The sequence below is a fragment of the Ferrovibrio sp. genome (assembly GCF_017994015.1).
Lineage (GTDB): Bacteria > Pseudomonadota > Alphaproteobacteria > Ferrovibrionales > Ferrovibrionaceae > Ferrovibrio.
On record NZ_JAGOLP010000046.1, the window covers coordinates 1 to 23827 of the forward strand.

Genomic DNA, 23827 nt, shown 5'->3' on the forward strand with positions numbered 1-23827 from the left:
ATATGGTGCTGACCACCGGCAACAAATCCGAGATGAGCGTGGGGTATGCCACGCTCTACGGCGATATGTGCGGCGGCTATTCGGTGCTCAAGGACGTCTACAAGATGACCGTCTTTGAATTGTCGCATTGGCGCAACCGGCATATCCCGATGGATGCGATGGGGCCGGAAGGCCGCGTGATCCCCGAGCGAATTATCACCAGGCCACCCAGCGCCGAATTGCGCGAGGATCAGACCGACCAGGATAGCCTGCCACCCTATGAGCAGCTTGATGCGATCCTGGAAATGCTGGTGGAGCGTGAACTCTCGGTGGCTGAGATTGTGGCCAGCGGACAGCCTGAAGCGGTGGTGCGCCGCGTGCAGCATCTGCTGTACATCGCGGAATACAAGCGCCGGCAGGCTCCGCCCGGAGTGAAGATCACGGCCCGCAATTTCGGGCGTGATCGTCGCTATCCGATCACGAATGCATTTCGGGACCCAGTCGGATCATGAACAAGGACCGCGTCTATCTTTTCGACACCACCTTGCGCGATGGCGCACAAACCCAGGGCGTCGATTTCTCCACCCATGACAAGCGCAGCATCGCCAAGGCGCTGGACAAGCTCGGTGTAGCCTATATCGAAGGCGGCTGGCCGGGGGCCAATCCCACCGACAGCGAATTCTTCGCCACGCCGCAAAGCTTCAAGCGCGCCAAGCTGGTGGCTTTCGGCATGACCAAGCGGCCCGGCCGCTCGGCCGCCAACGATCCCGGCCTGGCGGCGATCCTCAATGCCCAGGCCGATGCCGCCTGCCTGGTCGGCAAATCCTGGGATTACCAGGTGGATGTGGCGCTGGGCATCAGCCTGGCCGAGAATATCGAGTTGATCGCCGACAGCATCGCCGCGGCGCAGGCCCGTTTCGGCGAGGCGATGTATGACGCCGAGCATTTCTTCGATGGCTACAAGGCCAATCCCGGCTTCGCGCTGGATTGTGTCCGGGCCGCGCTGGATGCAGGTGCGCGCTGGGCGGTGTTGTGCGACACCAATGGCGGCACGCTGCCGCATGAAGTGGAGCGCATTGTCGGCGAGGTGGTGCAGAAACTCGGCGATGGCAGCCGGCTCGGCATCCACACCCATAACGACACCGAGAATGCGGTGGCCAACAGCCTGATGGCGGTGAAGGCCGGTGTGCGCCAGGTGCAGGGTACGCTGAACGGCCTGGGCGAACGCTGCGGCAATGCCAATCTGATTGCGCTGATCCCGTCGCTGATGCTGAAGCCGTGGTTCGCCGAGCATGTTGATATCGGCCTGAGCCAGCAGGATTTGACGCATCTCACCGCCACCTCGCGGGTGCTGGATGAGTTGCTCAACCGGGCGCCAAACCGCCACGCCGCCTATGTCGGCGCCTCGGCCTTCGCGCATAAGGGCGGGCTGCATGTCTCGGCGGTGATGAAAGACCCCAAGACCTACGAGCATGTGCCGCCGGAAAGTGTCGGCAACCGCCGCCATGTCATCATGTCGGATCAGGCCGGGCGCTCAAATCTTCTGGTGCGGCTGGATGAGGCCGGCATCCAGTATGATGCCGCCGATCCACGGCTGGGCACGTTGCTTGAGGATGTGAAGCAGCGCGAGGCCGAGGGCTATTCCTATGATGGCGCCGAAGCCAGCTTCGAGATGCTGGCACGCCGGGCGCTGGGGCAATTGCCGGAATTCTTCCGCGTCAAAAGTTTCCGCGTCATGGTCGAGCGTCGCTTCAATGCGCGTGGCGAACTGGTCACCATTTCGGAAGCCACCGTTAAGGTGAACGTGGATGGCCAGACACTGTTCTCGGTGGCTGAGGGCAATGGCCCGGTGAACGCGCTGGATCATGCCTTGCGCAAGGATCTGGGCCGCTTTCAGGGCTATCTCGACGATCTGCGGCTGGTGGATTTCAAGGTGCGTATCCTCAATGGCGGCACCGAGGCCACCACGCGGGTGCTGATTGAAAGCGCCGATGGCCAGGGCAATCGCTGGTCCACTGTGGGTGTATCGCCGAACATCGTCGATGCGGCCTTTGTGGCGCTGATGGACAGCATCAACTGGAAGCTGCTGCGCGATGGCGCACCGGCTTCGCATCTCTGACATGGCCGGCACTTTCCGGCCCAAGCTGGGACATCTGGCACCGCCCGGGCCGCTGCATCGCGGCCCGGCGGTGATCCTGGTGGAACCGCAACTGGGCGAGAATATCGGCGCTGCGGCGCGCGCCATGCTGAATTGCGCGCTCACTGAAATGCGCCTGGTCAATCCGCGCGATGGCTGGCCCAATCCGGCGGCCTATGTGCTGGCCAGCCGCGCCGATCCGGTGCTGGATGCGGTCAGCCTGTTTGATGATGTGCCGGCGGCAGTGGCCGACATGCACCGCATCTATGCCACCACGGCGCGGCATCGCGACATGATGAAGCCGGTGGCAACACCACGCCAGGCGGCGGCAATGATGCGTGCCGACATGGCGATGGGCAAACGGGTCGGCATCCTGTTCGGCCCGGAACGCACCGGGCTTGATAACGATCATGTTGCTTTGGCCGATGTGGCGATCAATGTGCCGCTCAATCCCGGTTTCTCGTCGCTCAATCTGGCCCAGGCGGTTCTGCTCATCGGCTATGAATGGTTCACGGCGGAGGACCAGACTGAGCCGCTGGTGCTGGATAATGCCTATGGCGGCTGGGCCAGCCAGGAACAGGTGGAGGGGCTGTATCGCCACTTCGCGGAAGAATTGGCCGAAGCCGGTTTTTTCCACAATATCGAGCCCAAGCGCGAGGCGATCCTGCGCAATCTGCGCAATCTGTTGCAGCGGATTCCAATGGCGGCACAGGAAGTGCAGACCCTGCGCGGCATGATCAAGGCGCTGGCTTTGGGCCGGCCGCGCCGCGCGCCCTATGCGCAACGCAACAAGAAGCCAGAAACCCCCCAGCCTGAGTGAAACGCCGGAGGCCAGCATGACACAAGCGATACCGACCCAGCAGGTGGATGATGACCGGGTGCGTGTCACGCGCTGGGATTTTGCCCCGGGCGCCGCCACCGGGCATCATGTGCATGAATATCCCTATGTGGTGACCTATCTCACCGATGCGCGGCTCAAGATTATCGGCGCCGATGGCGCGGAAAGCATCGTCGAGATGCAGGCCGGCGGCAGTTATTCCAGGCCCAAGGGCGTGGCGCATGATGTGATCAATGCCGGCGCCGCGCCGATGGCCTTTGTCGAAGTCGAGATCAAGCTTTAGCTTTTAGGTTTTCCGCACCAGCCCCAGGCTGCGCCCGGCCTGTTCCGGCTTGGGCAGTTTGCCATGGCCGGCCATCATGCGGGCAAACAAGTCCTGATGCTCGGGCAGGAACGGGCAGGAGCGCCGCGTGTTGAGATCAACATGCACCAGCACCTGTTCCGACGTGGCGGCGAGATAGCCCTGTTCGGCATGATACATGCCCATGAAGTAATGCAGCCGCTTGGCATCCTGGCCGAGCAACTGGAAAGTGAAGCGCAGCACATCGCCTTGCACCACTTCCTGCAAATAGCAGACATGGGTTTCCAGCACGAAGGTGGATAGGTTGGTGCGCTGCACATAGCTCCAGTCAAGCTGGAATGGCACAAACAGCTTATCCAGCGCCTGATCGAAGATCACATTGTAATAGCCAACATTCATATGGCCGTTGGCATCGATATGCTCGGGCAGCACCTGCATGCCTTCGAGCTGCATCGGTTGATCGAAATCGAGGGCGGGTTGAAAAGAATTCATAAGATTGGCCTTTGTGCGGAACGTTTCCCTGGCTACCCTGATAGCCATGACATGGGATCCAACGCAATACCTGAAATTCAGCAATGAGCGTTTGCAGCCGGCGCTCGACCTGCTGGCCCGCATTCCGCTGCCGGCGCCGGATACCGTGCTGGATATGGGCTGTGGTGCCGGCAATCTCACGCCGCTGTTTCGCGCCCGCTGGCCGGATGCAAAACTGATCGGTGTCGATTCCTCGCCGGAAATGCTGGCCAAGGCGCGCAGCCTCTATGGCGATGCCGAGTATATCGAAGCTTCGATTGCCGATTGGCGGCCGGCCGCGCCGGTGGATGTGCTGTATTCCAATGCCGCCTTCCATTGGCTGGATGGGCATCAGGCGCTGTTTCCCGGCCTGTTGCGCGCTGTGAAGCCGGGCGGCTGGCTGGCGGTGCAGATGCCGCGCAATTTCGCCGCACCGTCGCATACCAGTATCTATGACACGATCGAGCATGGCCCCTGGGCCGCCCGCCTGCTGCCGCATCTGCGGCGCCAGCCGGTGCATGAGCCGGCCTTCTACTGGCGCCTGCTGCATGACCAGGTGAGCGAATTGCATATCTGGGAAACCGAATATACCCAGGTATTGCAGGGCGAGAACCCGGTGGCGGAATATACCAAGGGCACTTGGCTGAAGCAGTTCCTGGATCGCCTGGAAGGCGATGAACGCGCCGCCTTCGAAGCCGATTACCGCGCCCGGGTGCTGCGCGCCTATGCCAAGGAAGCGGATGGCCGCACGTTGTTTCCGTTCAAGCGGCTGTTCATTCTGGCCCGGGTTTGATCCGCAGCAGGCGGAAAGCCTGCGGCGCCAGCACCACCACCACCATGATGCGGAAAACGTGCATCGAGGAGACGATGGCCACCTCGACGCCGAGGGCCAGCGCCACCAGGCTCATTTCCGCCAGGCCGCCCGGCGCCAGCACCAGGATCAGGGTTTCACGCGAGAAACCCAGCAATGGCGCGGCGATGGCGGTGAGGGCGATGGCCAGGGCGATCATCACCAGGGTGGAGAACAGCGATAGCCGCGCCACCAGCCCAACCTCGCGCAGGGCGGCGCCGCTGAAGCGGCAGCCCAGTGCAGCGCCGATCACCACCTGCGCCACCGCCACCACATCCGGCGGCGGCTGCGCCGTGGACCAGCCCATCAGATGCACAAAGGCCGAGCACAGCATCGGGCCAAGCAATTGCGCGGCGGGGATTTTCAGCCGCCGCGCCAGCGCCCAGCCGATCACGCCGCAGCCGATCAGCAACACGCCATCACTCAGCGCCATGTTGCCCATGCCGGGGCCGGGCAGCATCGGCGGCACCTGGTAGCCTTCGATGACACGGAAATAGACCGGGATCGTCATCACCACCACAAAGATGCGGATGGCGTGGGTCAGCACGATGTTGCGCGGATTGCCGCCCATGGCTTCGCCCACCATGGTCATTTCCTGCAAGCCGCCCGGCGTGGCGGCGAAATAGCTGGTTACCGGATCAAGGCCGCCAAGCTTGCGAAAAATGCCGTAGCACAAAGCGGTGGCCAGCGGCACATAGACCAGCATCAGGCCCATCACGCCCAGCCATTCGCTCCAATGCCGCAGCATTTCCGGCGTGAAGGCCGAGCCGAGCATCACGCCCAGCACCGTCACCATCACGGCGCGCAGCTTCGGATCAACCCGTAGCGGCAGGCGTTTGGGCCAGCCCAGCAAGGCCAACGGCGCGGTGAAGCACATCGCCCCCAGCATCCAGGCCAGCGGCATGCGCAGCCACAGGAACAGTGCGCCGCCCACGGCGCCGATGGCCAGGGTGAGCAGGCCGGCGCTGACGGTTCTGATATCTGGGCGCGGCATGATCAGGCCGGCAGACGGCGGCCCAGTCGCACGGCGGTCTGCCCTGGCTTGAGCCGTTTGGTCGGCATGATCAAGACACAATCATCATAAGGCGTGCGCAGGGTCACCGGGCCATCCTGCGCGATTGCCGTGCCGGCAGCCGGAATACATTCCAGGCCCTGGAACTCGCCCAGGAAGCGGAATTCCTCGGTCTCGATGGTGATTGCGTCGGTCACTTCAACAAAATGCTGCGGCTGGGCCGGCTGCAATGCCAGGCCATGCCGGGCCAGCAGGGCGGTGTCGGCCTGGCCGGTGGCGAGCAGGAAACGCAGCATGGTTTCAATCGCCATGGCGCGGCTATCGGCGGCCCAATGCTGGCCGCATTCCACCAGCAGGGCATTTTTGGCGCTGCCGGCTTCGCCGAAGCCGCCATAATCGCGCATCCGCTTGCCAGCCTTGTGGCCGGCATCGGCCACCACATGGCCCGGCACGCCCACCAGCCGCGCCAGGTCGCGGCCCTTGGCCAGCTGGCCGGAGAGCATCAGCGCCGGCGAGGGCGTCTGCATCGAATGAATGTCGAGCAGCAGGTCAGTGGCGGCAACCAGCGGTTCGATCTCGCGTGCCCGCTCCAGTTCCACCGAACTGCGTGCCGAGCGCAGCACTGTGGTATCCCACACCCGGTTCATATCCTCGTCGACAAAGCGCGAGGCGGTGGGGTCGCGCGGATCAAAGCGCATATAGGCGGCGACATTGCAGAAGATCAGGGTCAGGCTGCCCTGGCTCGGGCGGAACTGGCTGCGCAGCAGCAGATCCAGCGCATGGGCGCCGCACACTTCATTGCCATGGATCAGCGCCGTGATCGCCACGCTGGGGCCAACACGGCCGGAATCGAGCCGATGGGCGAATGGTATGCCGGTATTGCCGTCGCGATAGGCATCGATCGGGATTGGCAACAGGTCCAGTGGCGGGGTGGTGGCGCTCGGCATGGCTGGGACAGGGGCTCCGCTGATTGTTATGTTTCTGTTTGAACTTTTCGGTTGCATAGCAGATCAAGGCCGGGGCGTCTCGTGCAAAGCCCGATGCTATGCTGATTTTACCCAGGCGTAGAGCGCATAGCATTGTATGCGGCCTGGCAAGGCATGGCTGTTTTGGGCTGAAAAACCGGAACATTGCGCGAAGATGGGGCCTGGATTATACTTTTGCCATGATGATTGATTCAATCGGCGCCAGCCTGGCGGCCTTTGGCCAGGCCGAAGCCCGCCTGACCCGGGCGGTGAAGCTGGTTGCCGAAGGCAGCCTGGATGCCGATAGCATGGCCGCAGCGGCGCAGCTTATTGCCCAGGCCAAACAGCAGCAGGCCGTGGCCGGCGTCACCTTGCGCGTCGGGCTCGAGCAGCAGCGCCGCGCGGTGGATATATTGGCTTAAGGCCGTGGCGCCCGGTTAAAGTTTCGGGTCGATGGCTGCGGCCAGAACTTACAGCAAAGCCGTCATGGTCGGCGCAGGCCTACCATCCACGAGTGCTTTGCTTCAGCCAGTAAAACAAAAAACGTGGATGGTACGCCTTCGCGTACCATGACGGCTTTATTAAACGGGCCACTGGATGCCACATAATCCAGAATGTCGGCGTTATCCTGTGCGCCAGGCGGCAAGCCGGTTTTCGGCATTGCCGCCTGGCGCCTGCGCAAGCCTCAGGCGAAGGCGTCTTCCCAGCTGCCCTGGGTCGAGGCCTTGGAATATTCGGTGGCGCGGTTCTCGAAGAAATTGGTGTGTTCCACGCCATTGAGGATCGCATCCAGCCAGGGCAGCGGATTCTTGACGATGCGATACATTGGTTGCAGGCCAAGTTGCAGCAGGCGGCGGTCGGCGGTCCAGCGGATATAGGTTTTCACATCCTCGGCGCTGAGGCCCTGCACACCGCCCAGTTCAAAGGCCAGGTCGATGAAGGCATCTTCATGGTCGACAATGGTGGAGCAGGCGACAAACAATTCGCGCTGGAATTCCTCGGTCCAGACTTCCGGATTCTCTTCCACGAAGGTGCGGAACAGCTTGATGATCGAATTGGTGTGCAGCGTCTCGTCGCGCACCGACCAAGACACGATCTGGCCCATGCCCTTCATCTTGTTGAAGCGCGGGAAGTTGAGCAGGATGGCGAAGGAGGCGAAGAGTTGCAGCCCTTCGGTGAAGGCGCCAAACACTGCCAGGGTCTTGGCAATGTCGGCCTTGGTCTCCACGCCGAATTGCTGCATGTAGTCGTATTTGTCCTTCATCTCCTTGTAGCGAAGGAAGGCCGAATATTCTTCTTCCGGCATGCCGATGGTATCGAGCAGATGCGAATAGGCGGCGATATGCACCGTCTCCATATTGGCAAAGGCCGCCAGCATCATCTGCACTTCGGTGGGTTTGAACACCCGGGCGTAATGCTTCATGTAGCAGTTGGACACTTCCACATCGGCCTGGGTGAAGAAGCGGAAAATCTGCGTCAGCAGATTCTTCTCGCCCGGAGTGAGCTTCTTCTGCCAATCCTTTACGTCATCGGCCAGCGGCACTTCCTCGGGCAGCCAATGCACACGCTGCTGCGTCATCCAGGCTTCATAGGCCCAAGGATACTGGAACGGCTTGTAGACCGGCTTGGCATCGAGCAGCGGCATGATGGATTCCTCGTGACAACGTGTTGCGGCGGAGACTAGCCACTCCCGTAGTTGGACGCAACATATTGTGTGCGGCGTAAAACCGCCTGCCAAATCTTGTTAGTAAGCCTGTGGATTAATCCGTGGGCAAGTTGTGTAGAGCGGCGGCAAAGCCGCGTAATTCGGTGCGCAGGCGGGTGATGTCGGGCAACGAAAGCGGCAGCAGGCAGGCCAGCCCGGCATGCATTGTTGCAACCTCTGCCTTCAAGGCCTGGCCGGCAGCGGTGAGCAACACGCGCACCTGGCGCTCATCGGCGGGATCGCGGCGGCGGCTGAGATGGCCGGCCTGCTCCATGCGCTTGAGCATCGGCGTCAGTGTGCCGGAATCGAGATAGAGCCGCTCGCCTAGCTGGCTGACGGTGAGGTCATCCTGCTCCCACAATACCAGCAGCACCAGATATTGCGGATAGGTCAGGCCCAATGGCTCCAGCTTGTCGCGATATAGCCGCGTCATCGCATTCGACGCGGCATAAAGCGCAAAGCAGAGCTGGGCATCCAGCTTGAGGGCGGAATCGGCGGTCATGGTTGCATTCTGAAGCAAGGGCCGGGCCGTGTTAACCACGGCCCGGCCGGAGGCGGGTGATTACACCGTGGCCGTCACGGTGGCGTCGATATTGCCCCGGGTGGCCTTGGAATAGGGGCAAACCTGATGCGCGCCATGGGCCAGCGCGTCGGCGGTGGCCTGATCCAGGCCGGGCAGATGCACCACAATGGCGGCATTCAGGCCGAAGCTGGTTTCATCCTTGCCGATGCCGATGGTGACCGTGACGGTGTTGCCGGCCGGCAGGGTGATGCCCTTGCCGCGTGCCACCAGGCCCAGCGCGCCCTGGAAGCATGCGGCATAGCCGGAAGCGAAGAAGGTTTCCGGATTGGCGGCATTGCCCGGGCCGCCCAATTCCTTCGGCATCGCCAGGGTCATGTCGATGATGCCATCAGCCGAGGTGACGCGGCCGGCGCGGCCGCCGGTGGCAGTGGCGGTGGTGGTGTAAAGCGGGGTCATGGGACGCTCCTATGGTGAAGGGGAAATATTGTCTTGCGAGAAATTAAATAGCGCACAATTTAAATTCTGGCAAGAGGCTCCACCATCTTTTTTTCGCCGCTTTCATCCCTCATATCTAATCCACCGGCAGGCGCCCTCACGGCGCTCGGCTGGGGGACCGAGCACCGCCTGCGGCATTCATGCCGCCGTCTGCCCTTGTATGGAGGTGTGTCATGGTTCCGATCTCAAAACTGCATTCCTTTCCGCACCGCTTCGATCCGCGTGGCAGCCGGGCTTATGTGAAACAGCAGCAGCAGCACCAGCGGCTGCCCTGGGATAGCTGGCTCACCATGGCTGTGGGCGTTGCCATCGGCGTTTCGCCCTGGGCTTTCCGTTTCACCGGCCTGGATTACGCCACGCTGAATGCGGTGATTGTCGGCATGCTGGTTTTTGCCCTGGCAGCACTGACCCTGACCTTGCTGGATCGCTGGGAAGCCTGGGTCACGCTCGGCCTCGGTTTCTGGCTCTGCCTGTCGCCCTGGCTGCTGGGCTACGAAGTCTATGCTGCGGCGGCTTTGCCACATATCGGCTTCGGCCTGATGGTGATTGCCCTGTCGATCCTCACCTTGTGGCGCGGCTGGGGCCGGGGCGAGGAATAGCGGGATGGGTAGGGTAATAAATTAGTTGATAATAATTCTCATTTGTATCAACTTCGGCCTGAACCCGCCCGATTCCTGCCGAGCCAGGCCGAACATGCCGCTGATGCGTAACCCGTTGCTGGCGATCTTTACCGAGCAGAGAAGCGCTTTGCAGCGTTTCCTGGCGCGCCGGTTGGGCCGTCATGCCGGCCTGGCGGAAGATCTGACCCAGGAAGTCTGGTTGCGGGCTGCCATCGCCGGCCAGCCTGTCGAGGCTATGCGATATCCCAAAAGCTACCTGTTCCGCATCGCCTCGAACCTGGCCATCGATCACCAGCGCCATGTGGCGCATGGCGTGGAACAGCCCTTGGCCGAGGAAGTTGCCGCCCAGGCGGCCGATCTGCGCCCCTCGCCGGAAGACGAGGCGGTGCAGCGTGGCGAATTGCGCCGCCTGATGCAGGCCGTGGATCGCCTGCCGCCGCGCACCCGCGAAGTCTTCCTATTGGCAAAGATTCAGGAGCTGAGTTATGTCGAAATCGCGCTGCGCCTTGGTATCGCGCGCAACACCGTGATGGTGCATATGACCAGCGCGCTGGCCTTGCTGGAGCGCCATCTGCAAGACGATCTGCAAAATGACGGTGCCGGGTAATGCTTGCTGCCGGCTCGGTCGTCTTATGCTATGGCGGGCTGCCGATGTGGCGGCAGGCTGAACCATGGCGGCAGGCAAAGACATCATGACCGAGCAGCAGCGGGACGACCCGGCAATGGCGGCGGCGCGGCGCTGGTTTGTGCTGCTGCGCGAGCCGGAAGCGGCGACCGAAGCTGATCGCGCCGCCTTTGCCGCCTGGCTGGCCGAAGCACCGGCGCATGCTGAAGCCTGGCGGCGGGTGCAGGCGCTGTGGCAGCGTTTTGATCCGGCGGTGCCGGCATTGCGCGCCCAGGCCGCACAGGCTCGCCAGCAGCGCAGCATGCGGCCCAGCCGGCGCGACTGGATGAAACGCGCTGCGGGCCTGGCCATTGTTGCCGGAGCGGGCGGCTACCTGCTGGGTAATCTGCCGCTGCTGGCCGATCACGAAACAGCCATCGGCCAGCGCGGCCAATTCAGCTTGCCGGATGGCTCGGTATTGGAATTGGGCGGCGATAGCGCCCTGTCGCTGGGCTTTGATGCCGGCCGGCGTCATGTCAGGCTGCATCGCGGCGAGGCTTTTTTCGCGGTGGCGCCGGATGCGGCGCGGCCCTTTATCGTGCAGGCCGCCCAGGGCAGCATCCGTGCGCTTGGCACCAGTTTCAACGTGAAGCGCAATGATGCCGCCGTCACCGTTACGGTGGCCGAGCATCTCGTGGCCGTGGCGCTGCCGGGGCAACAGCCCGTCACGCTCGGCGCCGGCCAGCAATTGCGCTATGACGGCCAGGCTTATGGCGCCTTGCGCCAGGTGGATGCGGCGGCAAACCAGGCCTGGCGCCAGGGCCGGCTGTTTTTCCAGGAAACACCGCTGGGTGATGTGCTGGCTGATCTTGATCGTTACCGGCGCGGCCGCATTGTGATGATGGATCCGCAATTGGCCAGTCTACCTGTGACCGGCTTTTTCCATGCGGATCGTGCGGATGAAGCGCTGAACACCATTGCGCAGATCCTGCGCCTGCGCCTGACCCGGCTAGCCAATTATCTGGTGTTGGTGCAGGCCGCCTGATTTTTTTACGCCCCGACTAATGCTCTGCTGCTGGCGATCCGTCTTGGCAGAGAGGGTGCTGCGGCACCGCAACGAACAAGGCGGGGAAGTGTAGTGATGATGCGGGTTGCTTACAGGACTGGCCGCCATGTGGCGGGGTTGATGATTTCTGCGGCGCTGGCTACGGCATTGCTGGCGCCGCCCGTTGCCCGGGCGCAGCCGGCGCAACTGGCCCAGGCCGACACGCTGCGCGATTTCAACATTCCGGCACAGCCGCTGGTTTCCGCCCTTGTTGGTTTCACCCAGGCCAGCGGCATCCAGTTCTTTTTTGATGCCGCCCTGGCGCGGGAGCGTCGCAGCGCCGCTGTATCCGGCCGCCTGGCGCCGGAAGATGCCTTGCGTCGGATGCTGTCCGGCAGCGGGGTCAGCTATCGTTTCACCAATCCCACCACGGTAACCCTGGTGCAGGCGCCGCAGATCAACGGCGCCACCACATTGCCGCCGGTGCTGGTGGAGGGCGACCAGCGCGGTGTTGCTGCGCTGGAAACAGCCTGGGGGCCAGCGCATGGTTTTGTTGCCAGCCGTAGCGCCAGCGGCACCAAAACCGATACCCCGCTGGCCGAGACGCCACAATCCATTTCCGTGGTGACGCGTGAGGAGATGCAGGCGCGCAATGTGCGCAATATCGCCGAGGCGCTGGGCTATACCGCTGGCGTGCGCGCCGGTGCCATGGGCGCTTCCAGCGGCTATGGTGGCGACAGTTCCTCCATCCGTGGCTTCGGCGGCGATGGCACATCCGGCCCATCTTTCAACGAATATATTGATGGCATGCGGCTGAAGGGCAGCGGCTATGTGGTGGCTGGCATCGATCCCTTTGCTTTCGAGCGGGTGGAGGTGATCAAGGGGCCGGCCTCGGTGCTGTATGGTCAGGCCACACCGGGCGGTCTGGTCAACATGGTGAGCAAGCGGCCGCAGGCCGAGGCTTTTGGCGAAGCCGAATTGCAGACCGGCAGTTATGAGCGCATGCAGGGCAGCGTTGATTTTGGCGACAAGCTGGATCAGGCCGGCACCTTGCGCTATCGCCTCGGCCTGCTGGCGCTGGATACCGAAACCCAGACCAACTTTTCCGATCGCAAGCGTATCAGCCTGGCACCGTCGCTGACCTGGGCGCCGCATGGCGATACTTCGCTCACCCTGCTGACGCGCTATCAGAAGGATGATTTCGGCGGCTCGCCGCTGAACTGGCTGCCTGCCATCGGCACCATCCTGGATAATCCGAACGGTCATATCTCGCGTGATTTTTTTGCCGGCGATCCGAATTACATGCGCTGGAATCGTGAGAACGTCTCGCTTGGCTATGCCTTCGAGCATTTCTTCAACGATACCTGGACAATGCGGCAGAATCTGCGCCACATGTATAACCGGCTTGATTTCGCCAATGTCTATATCAGCACCATGCAGGCGAACCAGCGCACAGCCAATCGCCAGGCTTTTGGCATGCTTGAGCATTCCAACGACACCACGGTGGATAATCAGCTACAGGCGGATTTCGGCACCGGGCCGCTGAAGCATGTGGTGCTGGCCGGCTTTGATGCCCAGGTGATGCGCAACGATACCGACCGCGTGTTGCAATCACCCACCGCCACCATTGATGTGTTCAACCCGACCTACTACCAGACCATCACGCCGACGGCGTATCAGCGCAACAAGACCGAAGCCGAGCAATACGGCCTCTATCTGCAAGATCAGATCAAGTGGGAGCAATGGATCCTGGTGCTGGGTTTGCGCCAGGATTGGGCGCAGACCGAAACCCGCAACCTGATGACCAACGGCATCAGCAAGCAGCGCGACGATGCGATGACCAAACGTGCCGCGCTGATGTATCGCTTCGATGCCGGCTTCTCGCCCTATCTCAGCTATAGCGAATCCTTTGATCCGACATCCGGCACGCTGGTGGGCAACCAGCCGGCCAAGCCCACCGAAGGCGTGCAATATGAAGTTGGCGTGAAGTATCAGCCGCCTGGCCTCAACAGCTTCATCACGGTTTCCGCTTTCGATTTGAAGCGCCAGAATGTCACCACCACCGATTTGTCCAATCCTGGCTTTGTGGTGCAGACCGGCGAGATCACCTCGCGCGGCCTGGAATTCGAGGGTAAGGCCAGCCTGGTTGAAGGGCTGAATGCCACGCTTGCTTATACTTTGCTTGATGCTGAGGTGACTGCCGACAATGGCACCACCAACACGATCGGCGGTGTGGCGGTGCGGCGCCAGGGCAAATCACCCACCCGTGTGCCGCGCCATGCGGCTTCGGCCTGGCTTGATTACACTTTCCAGCAGGGCGAATGGCGCGGCCTCGGCCTGGCTGCCGGTTTGCGTTATACCGGTGAAACCTTCGGCGATGATGCAAACAGCTTCAAGGTACCGGCCTTCACGTTGTTTGACGCCGCGATCAGGTATGATCTTGGCAGCCTGGGCTCGGAATTTGCCGGCTGGAGCGCCGCCCTCAACGCCACCAATCTGTTTGACAAGGAATATGTTTCAGCCTGCTCTGCCGCTGTGCGCTGCTTCTACGGTGATGGCCGCACGGTTTATGCCTCGCTGAAATACAAGTGGTAGCCTTGGCCTTGCTGTCGCGTATCCTGGCCGCCAGCATCGGTTGCTATGGCCTGGCCAGTTTGTGGAGTATCGCGCTGGCCCTGGCCTGGCCGGGGCCGCGTGCCGATGGGGTGATGCTGGGCTTGGTCAGCGCCTTTGCCATCGGCACCTTGGCGGTGCTGTGGGTGTTTGCCGCCAGCACCGCCTGGCGCGCCTGGGCCGGCCTGCTGCTGCCGGCGGCAATACTTGCCGGTATTGTGTTCTGGCCGGGCCTGCCATGACACAAACCGGCTTACGCCCGCGCATGGCCGGGCTGCATATCTGGCTCGGCCTGGTTTTTGGCTGGCTGCTATATGCCGTGTTCCTCACCGGCACGCTGAGTTATTTCCGCGAGGAGATAACCCTGTGGATGCAGCCTGAACTGCCACAGCGCAGTGCGCCCCCGGCCAGTGCTGATGCCGCTACTCTGGCGCAAGACTGGCTCGCCGCTCATGGCAGTGGAGCGCGGCGCTGGCTGATCGAATTGCCCAATCAGCGGCGGCCGCTGCTGGAGATTGCCGTGTGGCGCAATCCCGGCGGCGCCCTGCCGGCGTTTCAGCGTGTGGCGCTGGAACCGCATACTGGCCTGCCCAATCCGGGACGGCAGACCCGCGGCGGCGACTTCCTGTATTACTTTCATTTTGATCTGCACATGCCCTGGCGTTCGGGCCGCCTGCTGGTCGGGCTTGCCACCATGGCGATGCTGGTGGCTTTGGTCAGCGGCGTGATAGTGCATAAGCGCATCTTCAGCGATTTTTTCACTTTCCGGCCCGGCAAAGGGCAACGCTCGTGGCTCGACGCGCATAATGTCACCGGCGTGCTGGTGCTGCCGTTTCATCTGATGATCGCCTATAGCGGCCTGATCACGCTGATGACGCTGTATCTGCCCTGGAGTGTTGACCTGGCTTATCGCGGCAATGCCCAGGCCTTTGCCCTGGAAGCCGCACTGCCAAATCTGCCGCCGCCTGGCCTCATAGGCGGTGCTGCGCCGCTGACCGATCTGGCGCCGCTGATCCGCGCCGCTGAAGCCGCTTGGGCCGGTGCGGATAGCGAGGAACGGGTTGGTCGTATCGATGTGCTGTGGCCACAGCGCCAGGGCAGCCGGATACTGCTGATCGCCGATGATGCGGGCCATATCTCGCATCATCGCAACCAGTTTGCCCATGATGGTGTCAGCGGCGTGCGGCTTGGCGATGATGCGGCTGTATCCTGGATGGCGGCCAGCGAGCGGGCGCTTTATGGCCTGCATCTTGGCCGCTTCGCCGATTGGCCATTGCGCTGGCTGTTTTTTGTGGCCGGTGCTGCCTGCACGGCGATGGCGGCCACCGGCTTGCTGCTTTGGGCGGCTAAGCGCCGCCGCCAGGCAGCGGGGCTGCATTTTGGTCATCGCCTGGTGGATGTGCTGAATGTTGCCAGCCTTGCCGGCCTGCCGATTGCCGTGGCGGTGCTGTTCTGGGCCAATCGTCTGCTGCCGCTGGATTTGCCGCAGCGCGCCTGGCGTGAGGGCATCGCGTTTTTTGCCGCCTGGGGCCTGGCTGCCCTGCATGCGGCATTAAGGCCGCATCTTGCCGCCTGGCGCGAGCAGCTTGGCCTTGGCGCGCTGCTGTGCCTGGCCCTGCCGCTGCTGAACGCCTTCACCACCGGGCGCGGCCTGGATGCCAGCCTGGCGGCAGCGGATTGGGTGTTTGCCGGCTTTGATCTTTGTGCGCTGGCGGCCGGTTTGCTGCTGGCGGCCCTGGCCTGGCGCTGCCGCGCATGAGCGTGGCCCTGGCATTGTTGCTCTGTTTCGGCGGCTGGGGCGCGCTGGCGCTGGCGATGCCGCGCCATGCCCGGCAGGTGCTGGGCCATGGCACGGCACCGGCCCGGCCTTTTTTGCTGCGTCTTGCCGGCGGCTGCTGGCTTGGCCTTGGCGGCTGGCTTTGCCTGGCGATCTGGGGCTGGCGCATTGGCCTGGTGGCATGGTTCGGTATTGCCGGGGCTGCGGCCCTGGTCCTGGTATTTCTGCTGCCCTATATCCAGCGCCGGCCGCTATGATGCCGGGGCAGGAGGTGGGCGATGAGCCAGCAGCAGAAATTTCCGATTCAACTGACCGAGGATGAATGGCGCGCGCGGCTCACGCCGTCGCAATATCAGGTGCTGCGCCAGCATGGCACCGAACGACCCTATACCAGCCCGCTTAACCAGGAAAAGCGGCCGGGCCGTTTCCTCTGCGCCGGCTGTGGCTCGGCCTTGTTTGAGGCCGATACCAAATTTGAAAGCGGCTGCGGCTGGCCCAGCTTCTGGGCGCCGCTGGAGCATGCCACCGCCACCAGCCAGGATAGCAGCCATTTCATGCGCCGCACCGAAGTGCATTGCGCCAAATGCGGCGGCCATCTCGGCCACGTGTTTGACGATGGCCCACAGCCGACCGGCGAACGCTATTGCATGAACGGCGTGGCGCTGAAATTTGTCCCGAAAGGCTGATGATGCAAGCCTTGCAATACTATGACGATATGTTGCAGGTAACCGCCGGAAACAAATCCGGCAATTGATGCCCGGCGTTAATTGCCCAGGGTTTTTTCTGCAACAGTATTTCTTTGCCGGATCATCGGCTTGCCCGCGTGAGGTGGCTGGCACATGGCTTGAAATGCCCATGCCTGAAGGCGCCGTGCCTTCAGCATCGCAATCGCATGGGAGACGTAACATGGTCAGTAGCATAAGTGGTTATGGCGGCACTGGCGCCGCCGATCTGCTCAAGCAGATGCGCCAGAAGATGTTCCAGGAAACCGACAGCAACGGTGATGGCAGCATCGACAAGACCGAGCTGGAAGCACAGGCCGCCAAGATGGCGGAAGCCGGCGCGGCGCGTGGCGTTGGCGGCCCGCAGGGCGGGCAGCCGCCATCGGCCGAGCAATTCATGCAGGATTTTGACAGTGACGGCGATGGCAGTATCAGCCAGACCGAATTCGATTCCGGCTTTGCCAAGCTGGACGAGCAGATGCAGTCGCAACTGGTGGCGATGCAGGGCCAGGGCGGGTCGCCGCCACCACCGCCGCCAAGCCAGGGCGCCGCAGCTTATGATTCTGCCGGGCTGTTGAGCAGCTCGGATGAGGAAGACGAGGAAAGCAATGCCTTGCTTGACTTGTTCAAGCTGCAAGTGACGGCATGATAACTGCTGCCTGATTGTGGCGGTGAAATACTGGCAGCGTCATGCTCGGCATGGCGCTGCTGTTTTTTTGCAGGATGCTGCGGCGCACACAAGGAAGTCTTGTTGACAGGAGGTTTAAAAATATGAAACCTACAGGAAACCAGCGTCGCCGAGTCAATCCGGCGGCGCAGCGCGAGGAAACCAGGGAAATCATGCCACCCGTATCGGCCAAGTCAGCCGCCGAGCCGCAGAGCTTTGGCGATCTCGGCGGCACATTGCGCAATCTGCGCATGACGCGCGGCTTGACGCAGCAGGAAGCAGCGAAGCAGGCCGGCGTGACCAAGGGCTATATGTCCAAGGTGGAAGCCGGCACGGCGGCGCCGTCGATTGCGGTGTTGAGCCGGCTGGCCGAGGTTTACCGCTTCAAGCTGTCGGATATTTTTGAGGACAAGGAAACCGCCTCGCCCTTCTGCCTGGTGCGCGCCACCGAGCGCCGCCGCATCAACCGCGATGGCAGTGAATTGGGCTATGTGTTCGAATCATTGTCCTATCGCAAGAAGGACCGTCGCGCAGAAATCTTTCTGCTGCACTTGCCGCCGATCAAGGCGCCCAAGCTGCTCTATCGCCATCGCGGCGAGGAAATATTTTTTGTCATGAGCGGCAAGGTCCGCTTCATCTATGGCAGCGCCGAATATCTGCTTGATGCCGGCGACTGCGTTTATTTTGACCCCAGCGTGGATCATCGGGGTGAAGCCGCGGGCGCCGATCCGGCACAGGCGTTCGTTGTCATTCTCGGGCCGGAAACCAAAGCGGCGGCGGGCAGCATTGCCAAGGTCGGAAAACCGGCCGCGCCGCCAGGCAACAAATCCAGGAGGAAATAATGCGTAATTCCAAGCTTTCCCGCCGTGCTGCGCTCGGCGCAGTGGCTGCGGCTGGCGCCACCATGGCCGCCAGCACTTTTGCCCGTCCGGCGCTGGCCCAGTCCGGCACCGTCACATGGCGCATGCAGGCTTTGTGGGATGGCGGCACCACGCCGCAGAAATATGAAGAAAAGTTTGTTGCCCGGGTTGCGGAACTGACCGGCGGCAAATTCAAGATCACGCTGTTTGCGGCGGGCCAGATTGTGCCGGCGGCGCAGGCATTTGATGCCGTGCGCGGCGGCGCGTTTGAAATGATGAAAACCTTCGATGGCTATGAAGCCGGCAAGATTCCGTCCTTCGCCTTCACCAGCACGGTGCCGTTCGGCTTTGCTGAAAGTGATCAGCTGGAAGCCTGGTTCTATGAGCTGGGTGGCATCGAGATGGCGCGCCAGGCCTATGCCCCGGCCGGCCTGCATTACATCGCCCCCACGGTTTATGGCCAGGAGCCGCTGCATTCCAAGGTGCCGGTGCGCAAGATCGCCGATCTGGCCGGCAAGAAGGGCCGCTTCGTTGGCCTGGCCTCCACCGTGATGGGCGCTTTTGGTGTGTCGGTAACGCCGCTGCCCACCGGCGAAGTCTATTCGGCGCTGGATAAGGGTGTCATCGACATGGCGGATCGCGGCGACCTGACCGCCAATTTTGAAGCCGGTCTGGCTGAAGTGGCGAAATATGTGATCGTGCCGGGCTTCCATCAGCCAACCACGGCTACATCCTATGTCGCCAATCGCGCCGCCTATGACAAGCTGCCGGCCGATTTCAAGGCTGCGCTGGCGGTGGCCGCCCGCGAAGTCTCGGGTGCGCTGCGCCAGAATATCCTGGTCAACGACATGGCCTCGCTGGCCAAGTATCGCGCCAAGGGCTGTGAAGTGATCATGTTCGACGCGGCGGAAGTGAATGCCGCGCGGCCGAAAGCGATGGATGCCTGGAAAACCGCCACCAAGGGTGAAGCGCTGGCCAGCAAGATTCTGGATAGCCAGACCGCTTTCATGAAGCAGCTCGGCCTGCTCACCTGATCGCGGGCCTTTAACCCGCCGCGTCAATCACCCGGCAGTCATTGTGCTGCCGGGTGGTTTCTTTCCGCAGGAGATTATCATGCCTCGCTGGCTTGCCGCCTTGATTGGCGCCATCACCGCCGTCAATCGCTGGGTCTTTCTTGCCACCGCCACATTGATGGCCGTGGTGGTGCCGGTGATGCTTTACGAAGTGGTGGCGCGCTATGGTTTCAATGCACCTACAGTGTGGGGCATGGAATTGGCGGTGCTGATCTTCGGCCCGTATTTCCTTTTCGGCGGGCCGTATCTGCTGCATTTGCAGGGCCATGTAGCACTTGATCTGCTGCGCCAGCGGCTTGATGCACGCTGGAACCGGTTTTTTGATCTGCTGAATTACCCCATCATCATGGCTTTCTGCACCATCCTGCTGGTGTTTTCGGTGCCGCCGGCTTTGAGTGCCTGGGAGTATCGCGAAACCAGTTTTTCCGCCTGGAACCCGCCGATCTGGCCAGTGAAGCTCGCCGTGCCGCTGGCATTGGCCTTGATGCTGTTACAGGCAGCGGCGGAATTCCTGCGCGTGCTGTTTCAGCAGCCGGCAGATAAAAGTGATGCCATTGCACAGGGTGAGGTGGCGCTATGAGTTCCTCCGCCATCCTGATCCTGATGTTCGGCAGCCTGACCATATTCATGCTCACCGGCTTGCCGATTGCCTTTGTGCTTGGCGGCCTGTCGCTGCTGTTCACCGTAACGCTGTGGAACGAAAGCGCCGTGGTGGTGCTGGTGTTGCAGATTTTTGATGCGATGAAATCGGAAGCGCTGCTGGCGATCCCGCTTTACATCCTGATGGCCTGCATCCTGCAACGCTCTGGCATCATCGAAGCGCTCTATCGTGCCATGGAATTGTGGTTCGGCCGCTTGCGTGGTGGCCTTGCGGTTGGCACCGTGGTGATCTGTGTCATCATGGCGGCGATGACCGGCGTGGTGGGGGCTGCCGTCACGGCCATGGGCATCCTGGCGCTGCCGGAAATGCTGCGGCGTGGCTATGATCCGAAACTGGCGCTTGGCACCATCTGCGCTTCCGGCACACTTGGTATCCTGATCCCGCCCTCAGTGCTCACCATCGTTTATGCCGTCACCGCCCAGATATCGATCGGCAAGATGCTGATCGCCGGCGTGGTGCCGGGCATCATCCTGGCGTCGCTCTACATCCTCTATATCCTGATCGCTTCCTGGCTCAAGCCGGAGCTGGCTCCGGCGCCAAAGGATATTGAGCATGTGCCGCTGATCGAAAAACTGCGGGCGCTCAAATCGCTGGTGCTGCCGGCCATGCTGATCGTGATGATCCTTGGCTCGATCTTTTTCGGCATCGCCACGCCCACGGAATCGGCTGCGGTTGGCGTAGCCGGTGCATTGCTGTCGGCGGCGCTGGCAAGGCGCGTGAATATCGGCATGCTGCGGGAAGCCGGGATCGATGCGCTGAAGGCCACCGCCATGATCATGTGGATCACCATCGGCGCCAAGGCCTATGTGGCGATTTTCACCGGCCTGGGCGGCGCCGATACCTTGCTGAACTTCATCCGTGACTTGCAGGTGGATCGCTGGGTGGTGCTGGCCTGCATGATGCTGATCCTGATTTTCCTTGGCACCGTGCTGGACGAAATCGGCATCATCCTGCTCACCGTGCCGGTATTCCTGCCGATTGTGCGCCTGCTTGGCTTCGATGAATTGTGGTTCGGTGTGCTCTACGCCATCACCATTCAGATGGGCTATATCAGCCCGCCCTTTGGCTACACGCTGTTTTATATCAAGGGCACATTGCCGCCGCATATCGGCATGAACCAGGTGTATCGCGGCATCATCCCGTTTTTCCTGCTACAGGGTGTCGGCCTGCTGATCTGCGCCCTGATCCCGGATGTTATCACCTATCTGCCCAGCCTGATGGTTGGCAAGTAAACGCCAGACAAGGAGCATGATTATGGATGGCAAGAATCGCAGCTCGCGCATTTCCGGGCTGCACAAGAAGAGTATCCGCGAACGTATCGAACTGGTTGGCGCCTTTGCCGGCCTGGACGCGGCCGAGATGGATCATCTCGCCAATACCGGCAATCTGGATGAACATGTGGCCGATCATCTGATCGAAAACGTGATCGGCACCATGAATATCCCGGTTGGCGTGGCCACCAATATGCTGATCGACGGCAAAGACCGGCTGGTCCCGATGGCCACTGAGGAATCCTCGGTGGTGGCAGCCGTGTGTAATGCGGCGCGGCAATGTTACGACAATGGCGGTTTCATCACCTCGATGTCTGGGCCGCTGATGATTGCCCAGGTGCAGCTGGTGGATATCGCCGATCCGCAGCATGCACGGATCAAGATCCTGGAGCGCCGCGACGAGATCAAGGCGATCTGCGATGAATGCGACCCGATCTTGGTGAAGCTGGGCGGCGGTTTCCGCGATCTTGAAGTGCGCATCATCGCCACACGCGGCGGCGATATGGTGATCACGCATCTGATCGTGGATACACGCGATGCCATGGGCGCCAATGCGGTCAACACCATGGCCGAGAAGCTGGCGCCCTATATTGCCGCCTGGACCGGCGGGCGCACCTACCTGCGCATCCTGTCCAACCTGGCGGATCGCCGCCTGGCGCGGGCGCGCTGTGTGTGGAAGGCCGAAGCGATTGGCGGCGCCGAAGTGCGCGACGGCATGCTGGCCGCGTATCATTTCGCCGAAGCCGATCCATATCGTGCCGCCACGCATAACAAGGGCATCATGAATGGCGTCAGCGCCGTTGTGCTGGCCACCGGCAATGATACCCGCGCTGTGGAATCCGGCGCCCATGCCTATGGCGCGCGGCTGGGCCGCTACAGCAGCCTGACCCATTGGGAACGCACGGCCGAGGGCGACCTCGCCGGTATCCTCGAAATGCCGATGGCCGTGGGCCTGATCGGCGGCGCCACCAAGCTGCATCCCACCGCCAAGGTGGCGCTGAAAATCCTTAGTGTGCAATCTGCCGAGGAGCTGGCGCGCATCATTGCCGCGGTTGGTCTGGCGCAGAATTTCTCGGCCCTCAAGGCCCTGGCCACCACCGGTATTCAGAAGGGCCATATGGCGCTGCATGCGCAGAACATAGCCATGATGGCCGGTGCGCTGGGCGACGAGATTGAGATTGTGGCACGCGCCCTGGTGGCACAAGGCAAGGTGCGTGTTGATCTGGCCGAGGCCGAACTGGCCAAGCTGCGCAGCAAATAACGCTTCAGCGCCTGAGTGGCAGCATGGCAATCGCTTCAAAACCGCCTTCGGGTGGATGGGCGAAAGCCAGGCTGCCGCCATGGGCGCGCAGGATGGATGCCGCCACTGCCAGGCCCATACCCAAGCCGGCACCTTGGCCACCAGTTTCCTGGCCGCGTGCCGTATCCAGGCGATAAAACGGCGCCAGCACATTCTCGAATTCAGCCGCCGGGATGCCGGGGCCGGCATCGCGCACGCGGATCGCCACGCTATCGCCCTGCAATGTCAGCCCAACCCGCGCCAGGCTGCCATATTTGATTGCATTGTCGATCAGGTTCATCAGCGCGCGTTTCATCGCTGTGGGCCGGCACACCGTCACCACATGCACCGGGCCGTCATATACCGCATCGCTGCCGGCATCGCTGGCATCGTCGCACAGGCTGGCCAGCAGCACGGCGATATCCACGCGCTGCTCCGGCTCGCCGCGTGCATCAAGTGCCGAAAAGCCAAGCAACTGCTCGGTCAGGCGCTGCATGAAATCGATGTCATCCTGCATGCGCTGGCGCCGCTCCGGGCTTTCCGGGCTTTCCAGCCGCAGCCGCAAGCGGGTCAGCGGTGTGCGCAGGTCATGCGACAGGGCAGCCACCAAAGCGGCGCGGTCGCGCACGAAGCGGTGGATGCGGCCCTGCATCGCATTCATGGCTTGCGCAATGGCGCGGAATTCCATCGGCCCGGTTTCCGGCAGATGGCGCGGCGGCGCTTCGGCCTGCCAGTCGCGCGCGGTATCGGCCATGGCGCGCAATGGCCGCAGCAGCCGCACCGTGGTCCATAGGGTCAGGCCGGCAATGATCGCGGCCGTGGTCAGCAGCCATAGCGTGGTGAACAGCCAGCGCGGCACCAATGGCTCAGCCTGGCGCGGCTTCACGCTATACCATTGCCCGCCGGCATCACGCAGCCACACGGCAAAAATCGGCGGCAGACGGATTTCGCCCTGCTGCATATCGTCATGCCGCTCCGGCCCTTGCTGTGGCCCTGGTCCCGGCCCTGGTGGGCCGTGCTGAGGCCCGGTCTGCCATGGAATGACGATGGAAAGCCCCGGCCCGATATCCAGCCCGGCCTGTGGGCGGCGCGGGCGCCAGGGCCGCACCTGGATTTCCGGATAGTCACTTTCCGACAAGGCGGCGCGCAATTCGCGTTCCAGTTCCGAGAACGGCCAGGGCGGGCGCGGGCGTGGTTCGCCGCGCAAACCTTCCCCCCGCATTGCTTCCCTGGATGCAACCTCTCTGGGGGCGGCGGATTTCTCCCAGGTCAATTCGCCGGTATCATCAGCTTTAGTCAATGCCGCGACGGGATCGCGGC

Annotated in this window: 27 protein-coding genes; 20 read left to right on the forward strand and 7 right to left on the reverse strand. The window is 62.3% G+C overall.

The genetic code is table 11. The annotated features are described in order from the left end of the window. The 4 genes from nadE to KBB36_RS16415 all read left to right on the forward strand — a co-directional run. The coding region (nadE, locus tag KBB36_RS16400; RefSeq protein ID WP_290983285.1) for an NAD(+) synthase at positions 1 to 491 on the forward strand (491 nt) is incomplete at its 5' end. Beyond that, positions 488 to 2098, forward strand: coding sequence for a citramalate synthase (gene cimA / locus KBB36_RS16405; RefSeq protein WP_290983288.1), 1611 nt, complete (start codon positions 488 to 490; stop codon positions 2096 to 2098). The genes nadE and cimA, both read left to right, overlap by 4 nt. Continuing rightward, positions 2073 to 2936 carry an RNA methyltransferase gene (locus KBB36_RS16410; RefSeq protein ID WP_290983291.1) on the forward strand — a complete coding sequence of 288 codons (864 nt, stop codon included), beginning with the start codon at positions 2073 to 2075 and terminating at the stop codon, positions 2934 to 2936. The genes cimA and KBB36_RS16410 overlap by 26 nt, the downstream gene beginning before the upstream one ends. Positions 2937 to 2952: 16 nt before the next feature. Continuing rightward, complete coding sequence (locus tag KBB36_RS16415) at positions 2953 to 3237, forward strand: cupin domain-containing protein (RefSeq protein ID WP_290983294.1); 285 nt, start codon at positions 2953 to 2955, stop codon at positions 3235 to 3237. 3 nt (positions 3238 to 3240) lie between these two features. Here KBB36_RS16415 and KBB36_RS16420 read toward each other — a convergent pair whose 3' ends face one another. Next, on the reverse strand, positions 3241 to 3708 hold the full coding sequence (locus KBB36_RS16420; protein ID WP_290983297.1) for a thioesterase family protein: 468 nt from the start codon (positions 3706 to 3708) through the stop codon (positions 3241 to 3243). Positions 3709 to 3793: 85 nt separating this feature from the next. Here KBB36_RS16420 and KBB36_RS16425 point away from each other — a divergent pair, with 85 nt between their 5' ends. Further along, complete coding sequence (locus tag KBB36_RS16425; protein WP_290983300.1) at positions 3794 to 4558, forward strand: methyltransferase domain-containing protein; 765 nt, start codon at positions 3794 to 3796, stop codon at positions 4556 to 4558. On the opposite strand, the gene KBB36_RS16430 is transcribed toward KBB36_RS16425, so the two are convergent. Both KBB36_RS16430 and KBB36_RS16435 read right to left on the reverse strand, forming a co-directional pair. Further along, positions 4539 to 5609, reverse strand: a complete 1071-nt coding sequence (locus KBB36_RS16430; RefSeq protein ID WP_290983303.1) for an AbrB family transcriptional regulator — start codon at positions 5607 to 5609, stop codon at positions 4539 to 4541. The two genes, KBB36_RS16425 and KBB36_RS16430, sit on opposite strands and share 20 nt — an antisense overlap. A 2-nt stretch (positions 5610 to 5611) precedes the next feature. Further along, the gene (locus KBB36_RS16435; protein ID WP_290983306.1) at positions 5612 to 6574 is read right to left on the reverse strand and encodes a succinylglutamate desuccinylase/aspartoacylase family protein; all 963 of its coding nucleotides are present in this window, start codon (positions 6572 to 6574) and stop codon (positions 5612 to 5614) included. Positions 6575 to 6792: 218 nt separating this feature from the next. Between KBB36_RS16435 and KBB36_RS16440 the strand changes: the two genes are divergently transcribed. Beyond that, entirely contained in the window at positions 6793 to 7014 is a 222-nt protein-coding gene (locus KBB36_RS16440; RefSeq protein ID WP_290983309.1) for a hypothetical protein, read from the forward strand. Positions 7015 to 7277: 263 nt separating this feature from the next. Here KBB36_RS16440 and KBB36_RS16445 read toward each other — a convergent pair whose 3' ends face one another. From KBB36_RS16445 to KBB36_RS16455, 3 genes are all read right to left on the reverse strand, one after another. Next, entirely contained in the window at positions 7278 to 8237 is a 960-nt protein-coding gene (locus tag KBB36_RS16445; RefSeq protein ID WP_290983313.1) for a ribonucleotide-diphosphate reductase subunit beta, read from the reverse strand. Positions 8238 to 8352: 115 nt separating this feature from the next. After that, the gene (locus KBB36_RS16450; protein ID WP_290983318.1) at positions 8353 to 8799 is read right to left on the reverse strand and encodes a MarR family transcriptional regulator; all 447 of its coding nucleotides are present in this window, start codon (positions 8797 to 8799) and stop codon (positions 8353 to 8355) included. A 60-nt stretch (positions 8800 to 8859) separates the two neighbouring features. After that, a complete protein-coding gene (locus KBB36_RS16455; RefSeq protein WP_290983321.1) occupies positions 8860 to 9276 on the reverse strand; it encodes an Ohr family peroxiredoxin in 417 nt (138 codons plus the stop codon). 212 nt (positions 9277 to 9488) lie between these two features. On the opposite strand from KBB36_RS16455, the gene KBB36_RS16460 reads away from it, so the two are divergent. From KBB36_RS16460 to KBB36_RS16525, 14 genes are all read left to right on the forward strand, one after another. Continuing rightward, positions 9489 to 9914: an SPW repeat protein gene (locus KBB36_RS16460; protein WP_290983324.1), complete on the forward strand. Its 426-nt coding sequence runs from the start codon at positions 9489 to 9491 to the stop codon at positions 9912 to 9914. A 94-nt stretch (positions 9915 to 10008) separates the two neighbouring features. Next, positions 10009 to 10542, forward strand: coding sequence for an RNA polymerase sigma factor (locus KBB36_RS16465; RefSeq protein WP_290983327.1), 534 nt, complete (start codon positions 10009 to 10011; stop codon positions 10540 to 10542). Positions 10543 to 10627: 85 nt separating this feature from the next. Beyond that, a complete protein-coding gene (locus tag KBB36_RS16470; RefSeq protein ID WP_290983330.1) occupies positions 10628 to 11584 on the forward strand; it encodes a FecR family protein in 957 nt (318 codons plus the stop codon). Between the two features lie 141 nt (positions 11585 to 11725). Beyond that, on the forward strand, positions 11726 to 14179 hold the full coding sequence (locus KBB36_RS16475) for a TonB-dependent siderophore receptor (RefSeq protein WP_290983333.1): 2454 nt from the start codon (positions 11726 to 11728) through the stop codon (positions 14177 to 14179). Continuing rightward, positions 14173 to 14439 (forward strand): DUF3649 domain-containing protein, encoded by a 267-nt coding sequence (locus tag KBB36_RS16480; protein WP_290983336.1) that lies wholly within the window; start codon positions 14173 to 14175, stop codon positions 14437 to 14439. Before KBB36_RS16475 ends, KBB36_RS16480 begins: the two co-directional genes overlap by 7 nt. Beyond that, entirely contained in the window at positions 14436 to 15956 is a 1521-nt protein-coding gene (locus KBB36_RS16485) for a PepSY domain-containing protein (protein ID WP_290983338.1), read from the forward strand. Before KBB36_RS16480 ends, KBB36_RS16485 begins: the two co-directional genes overlap by 4 nt. Continuing rightward, positions 15953 to 16231, forward strand: coding sequence for a DUF3325 domain-containing protein (locus KBB36_RS16490; RefSeq protein ID WP_290983340.1), 279 nt, complete (start codon positions 15953 to 15955; stop codon positions 16229 to 16231). The genes KBB36_RS16485 and KBB36_RS16490 overlap by 4 nt, the downstream gene beginning before the upstream one ends. 21 nt (positions 16232 to 16252) lie before the next feature. Then, complete coding sequence (gene msrB / locus KBB36_RS16495; RefSeq protein WP_290983343.1) at positions 16253 to 16660, forward strand: peptide-methionine (R)-S-oxide reductase MsrB; 408 nt, start codon at positions 16253 to 16255, stop codon at positions 16658 to 16660. A gap of 220 nt (positions 16661 to 16880) precedes the next feature. Further along, on the forward strand, positions 16881 to 17345 hold the full coding sequence (locus KBB36_RS16500; protein ID WP_290983345.1) for an EF-hand domain-containing protein: 465 nt from the start codon (positions 16881 to 16883) through the stop codon (positions 17343 to 17345). A 122-nt stretch (positions 17346 to 17467) separates the two neighbouring features. After that, the gene (locus KBB36_RS16505) at positions 17468 to 18205 is read left to right on the forward strand and encodes a helix-turn-helix domain-containing protein (RefSeq protein ID WP_290983347.1); all 738 of its coding nucleotides are present in this window, start codon (positions 17468 to 17470) and stop codon (positions 18203 to 18205) included. Beyond that, on the forward strand, positions 18205 to 19257 hold the full coding sequence (gene dctP / locus KBB36_RS16510) for a TRAP transporter substrate-binding protein DctP (RefSeq protein WP_290983349.1): 1053 nt from the start codon (positions 18205 to 18207) through the stop codon (positions 19255 to 19257). The genes KBB36_RS16505 and dctP overlap by 1 nt, the downstream gene beginning before the upstream one ends. 79 nt (positions 19258 to 19336) lie before the next feature. Next, the gene (locus KBB36_RS16515) at positions 19337 to 19876 is read left to right on the forward strand and encodes a TRAP transporter small permease subunit (RefSeq protein ID WP_290983351.1); all 540 of its coding nucleotides are present in this window, start codon (positions 19337 to 19339) and stop codon (positions 19874 to 19876) included. After that, the gene (locus tag KBB36_RS16520; protein WP_290983354.1) at positions 19873 to 21189 is read left to right on the forward strand and encodes a TRAP transporter large permease subunit; all 1317 of its coding nucleotides are present in this window, start codon (positions 19873 to 19875) and stop codon (positions 21187 to 21189) included. Before KBB36_RS16515 ends, KBB36_RS16520 begins: the two co-directional genes overlap by 4 nt. Positions 21190 to 21211: 22 nt before the next feature. After that, positions 21212 to 22489: a hydroxymethylglutaryl-CoA reductase, degradative gene (locus KBB36_RS16525; protein WP_290983358.1), complete on the forward strand. Its 1278-nt coding sequence runs from the start codon at positions 21212 to 21214 to the stop codon at positions 22487 to 22489. 4 nt (positions 22490 to 22493) lie between these two features. Here KBB36_RS16525 and KBB36_RS16530 read toward each other — a convergent pair whose 3' ends face one another. Then, positions 22494 to 23729 carry an ATP-binding protein gene (locus KBB36_RS16530; RefSeq protein ID WP_290983361.1) on the reverse strand — a complete coding sequence of 412 codons (1236 nt, stop codon included), beginning with the start codon at positions 23727 to 23729 and terminating at the stop codon, positions 22494 to 22496. Positions 23730 to 23827: the final 98 nt, after the last annotated feature.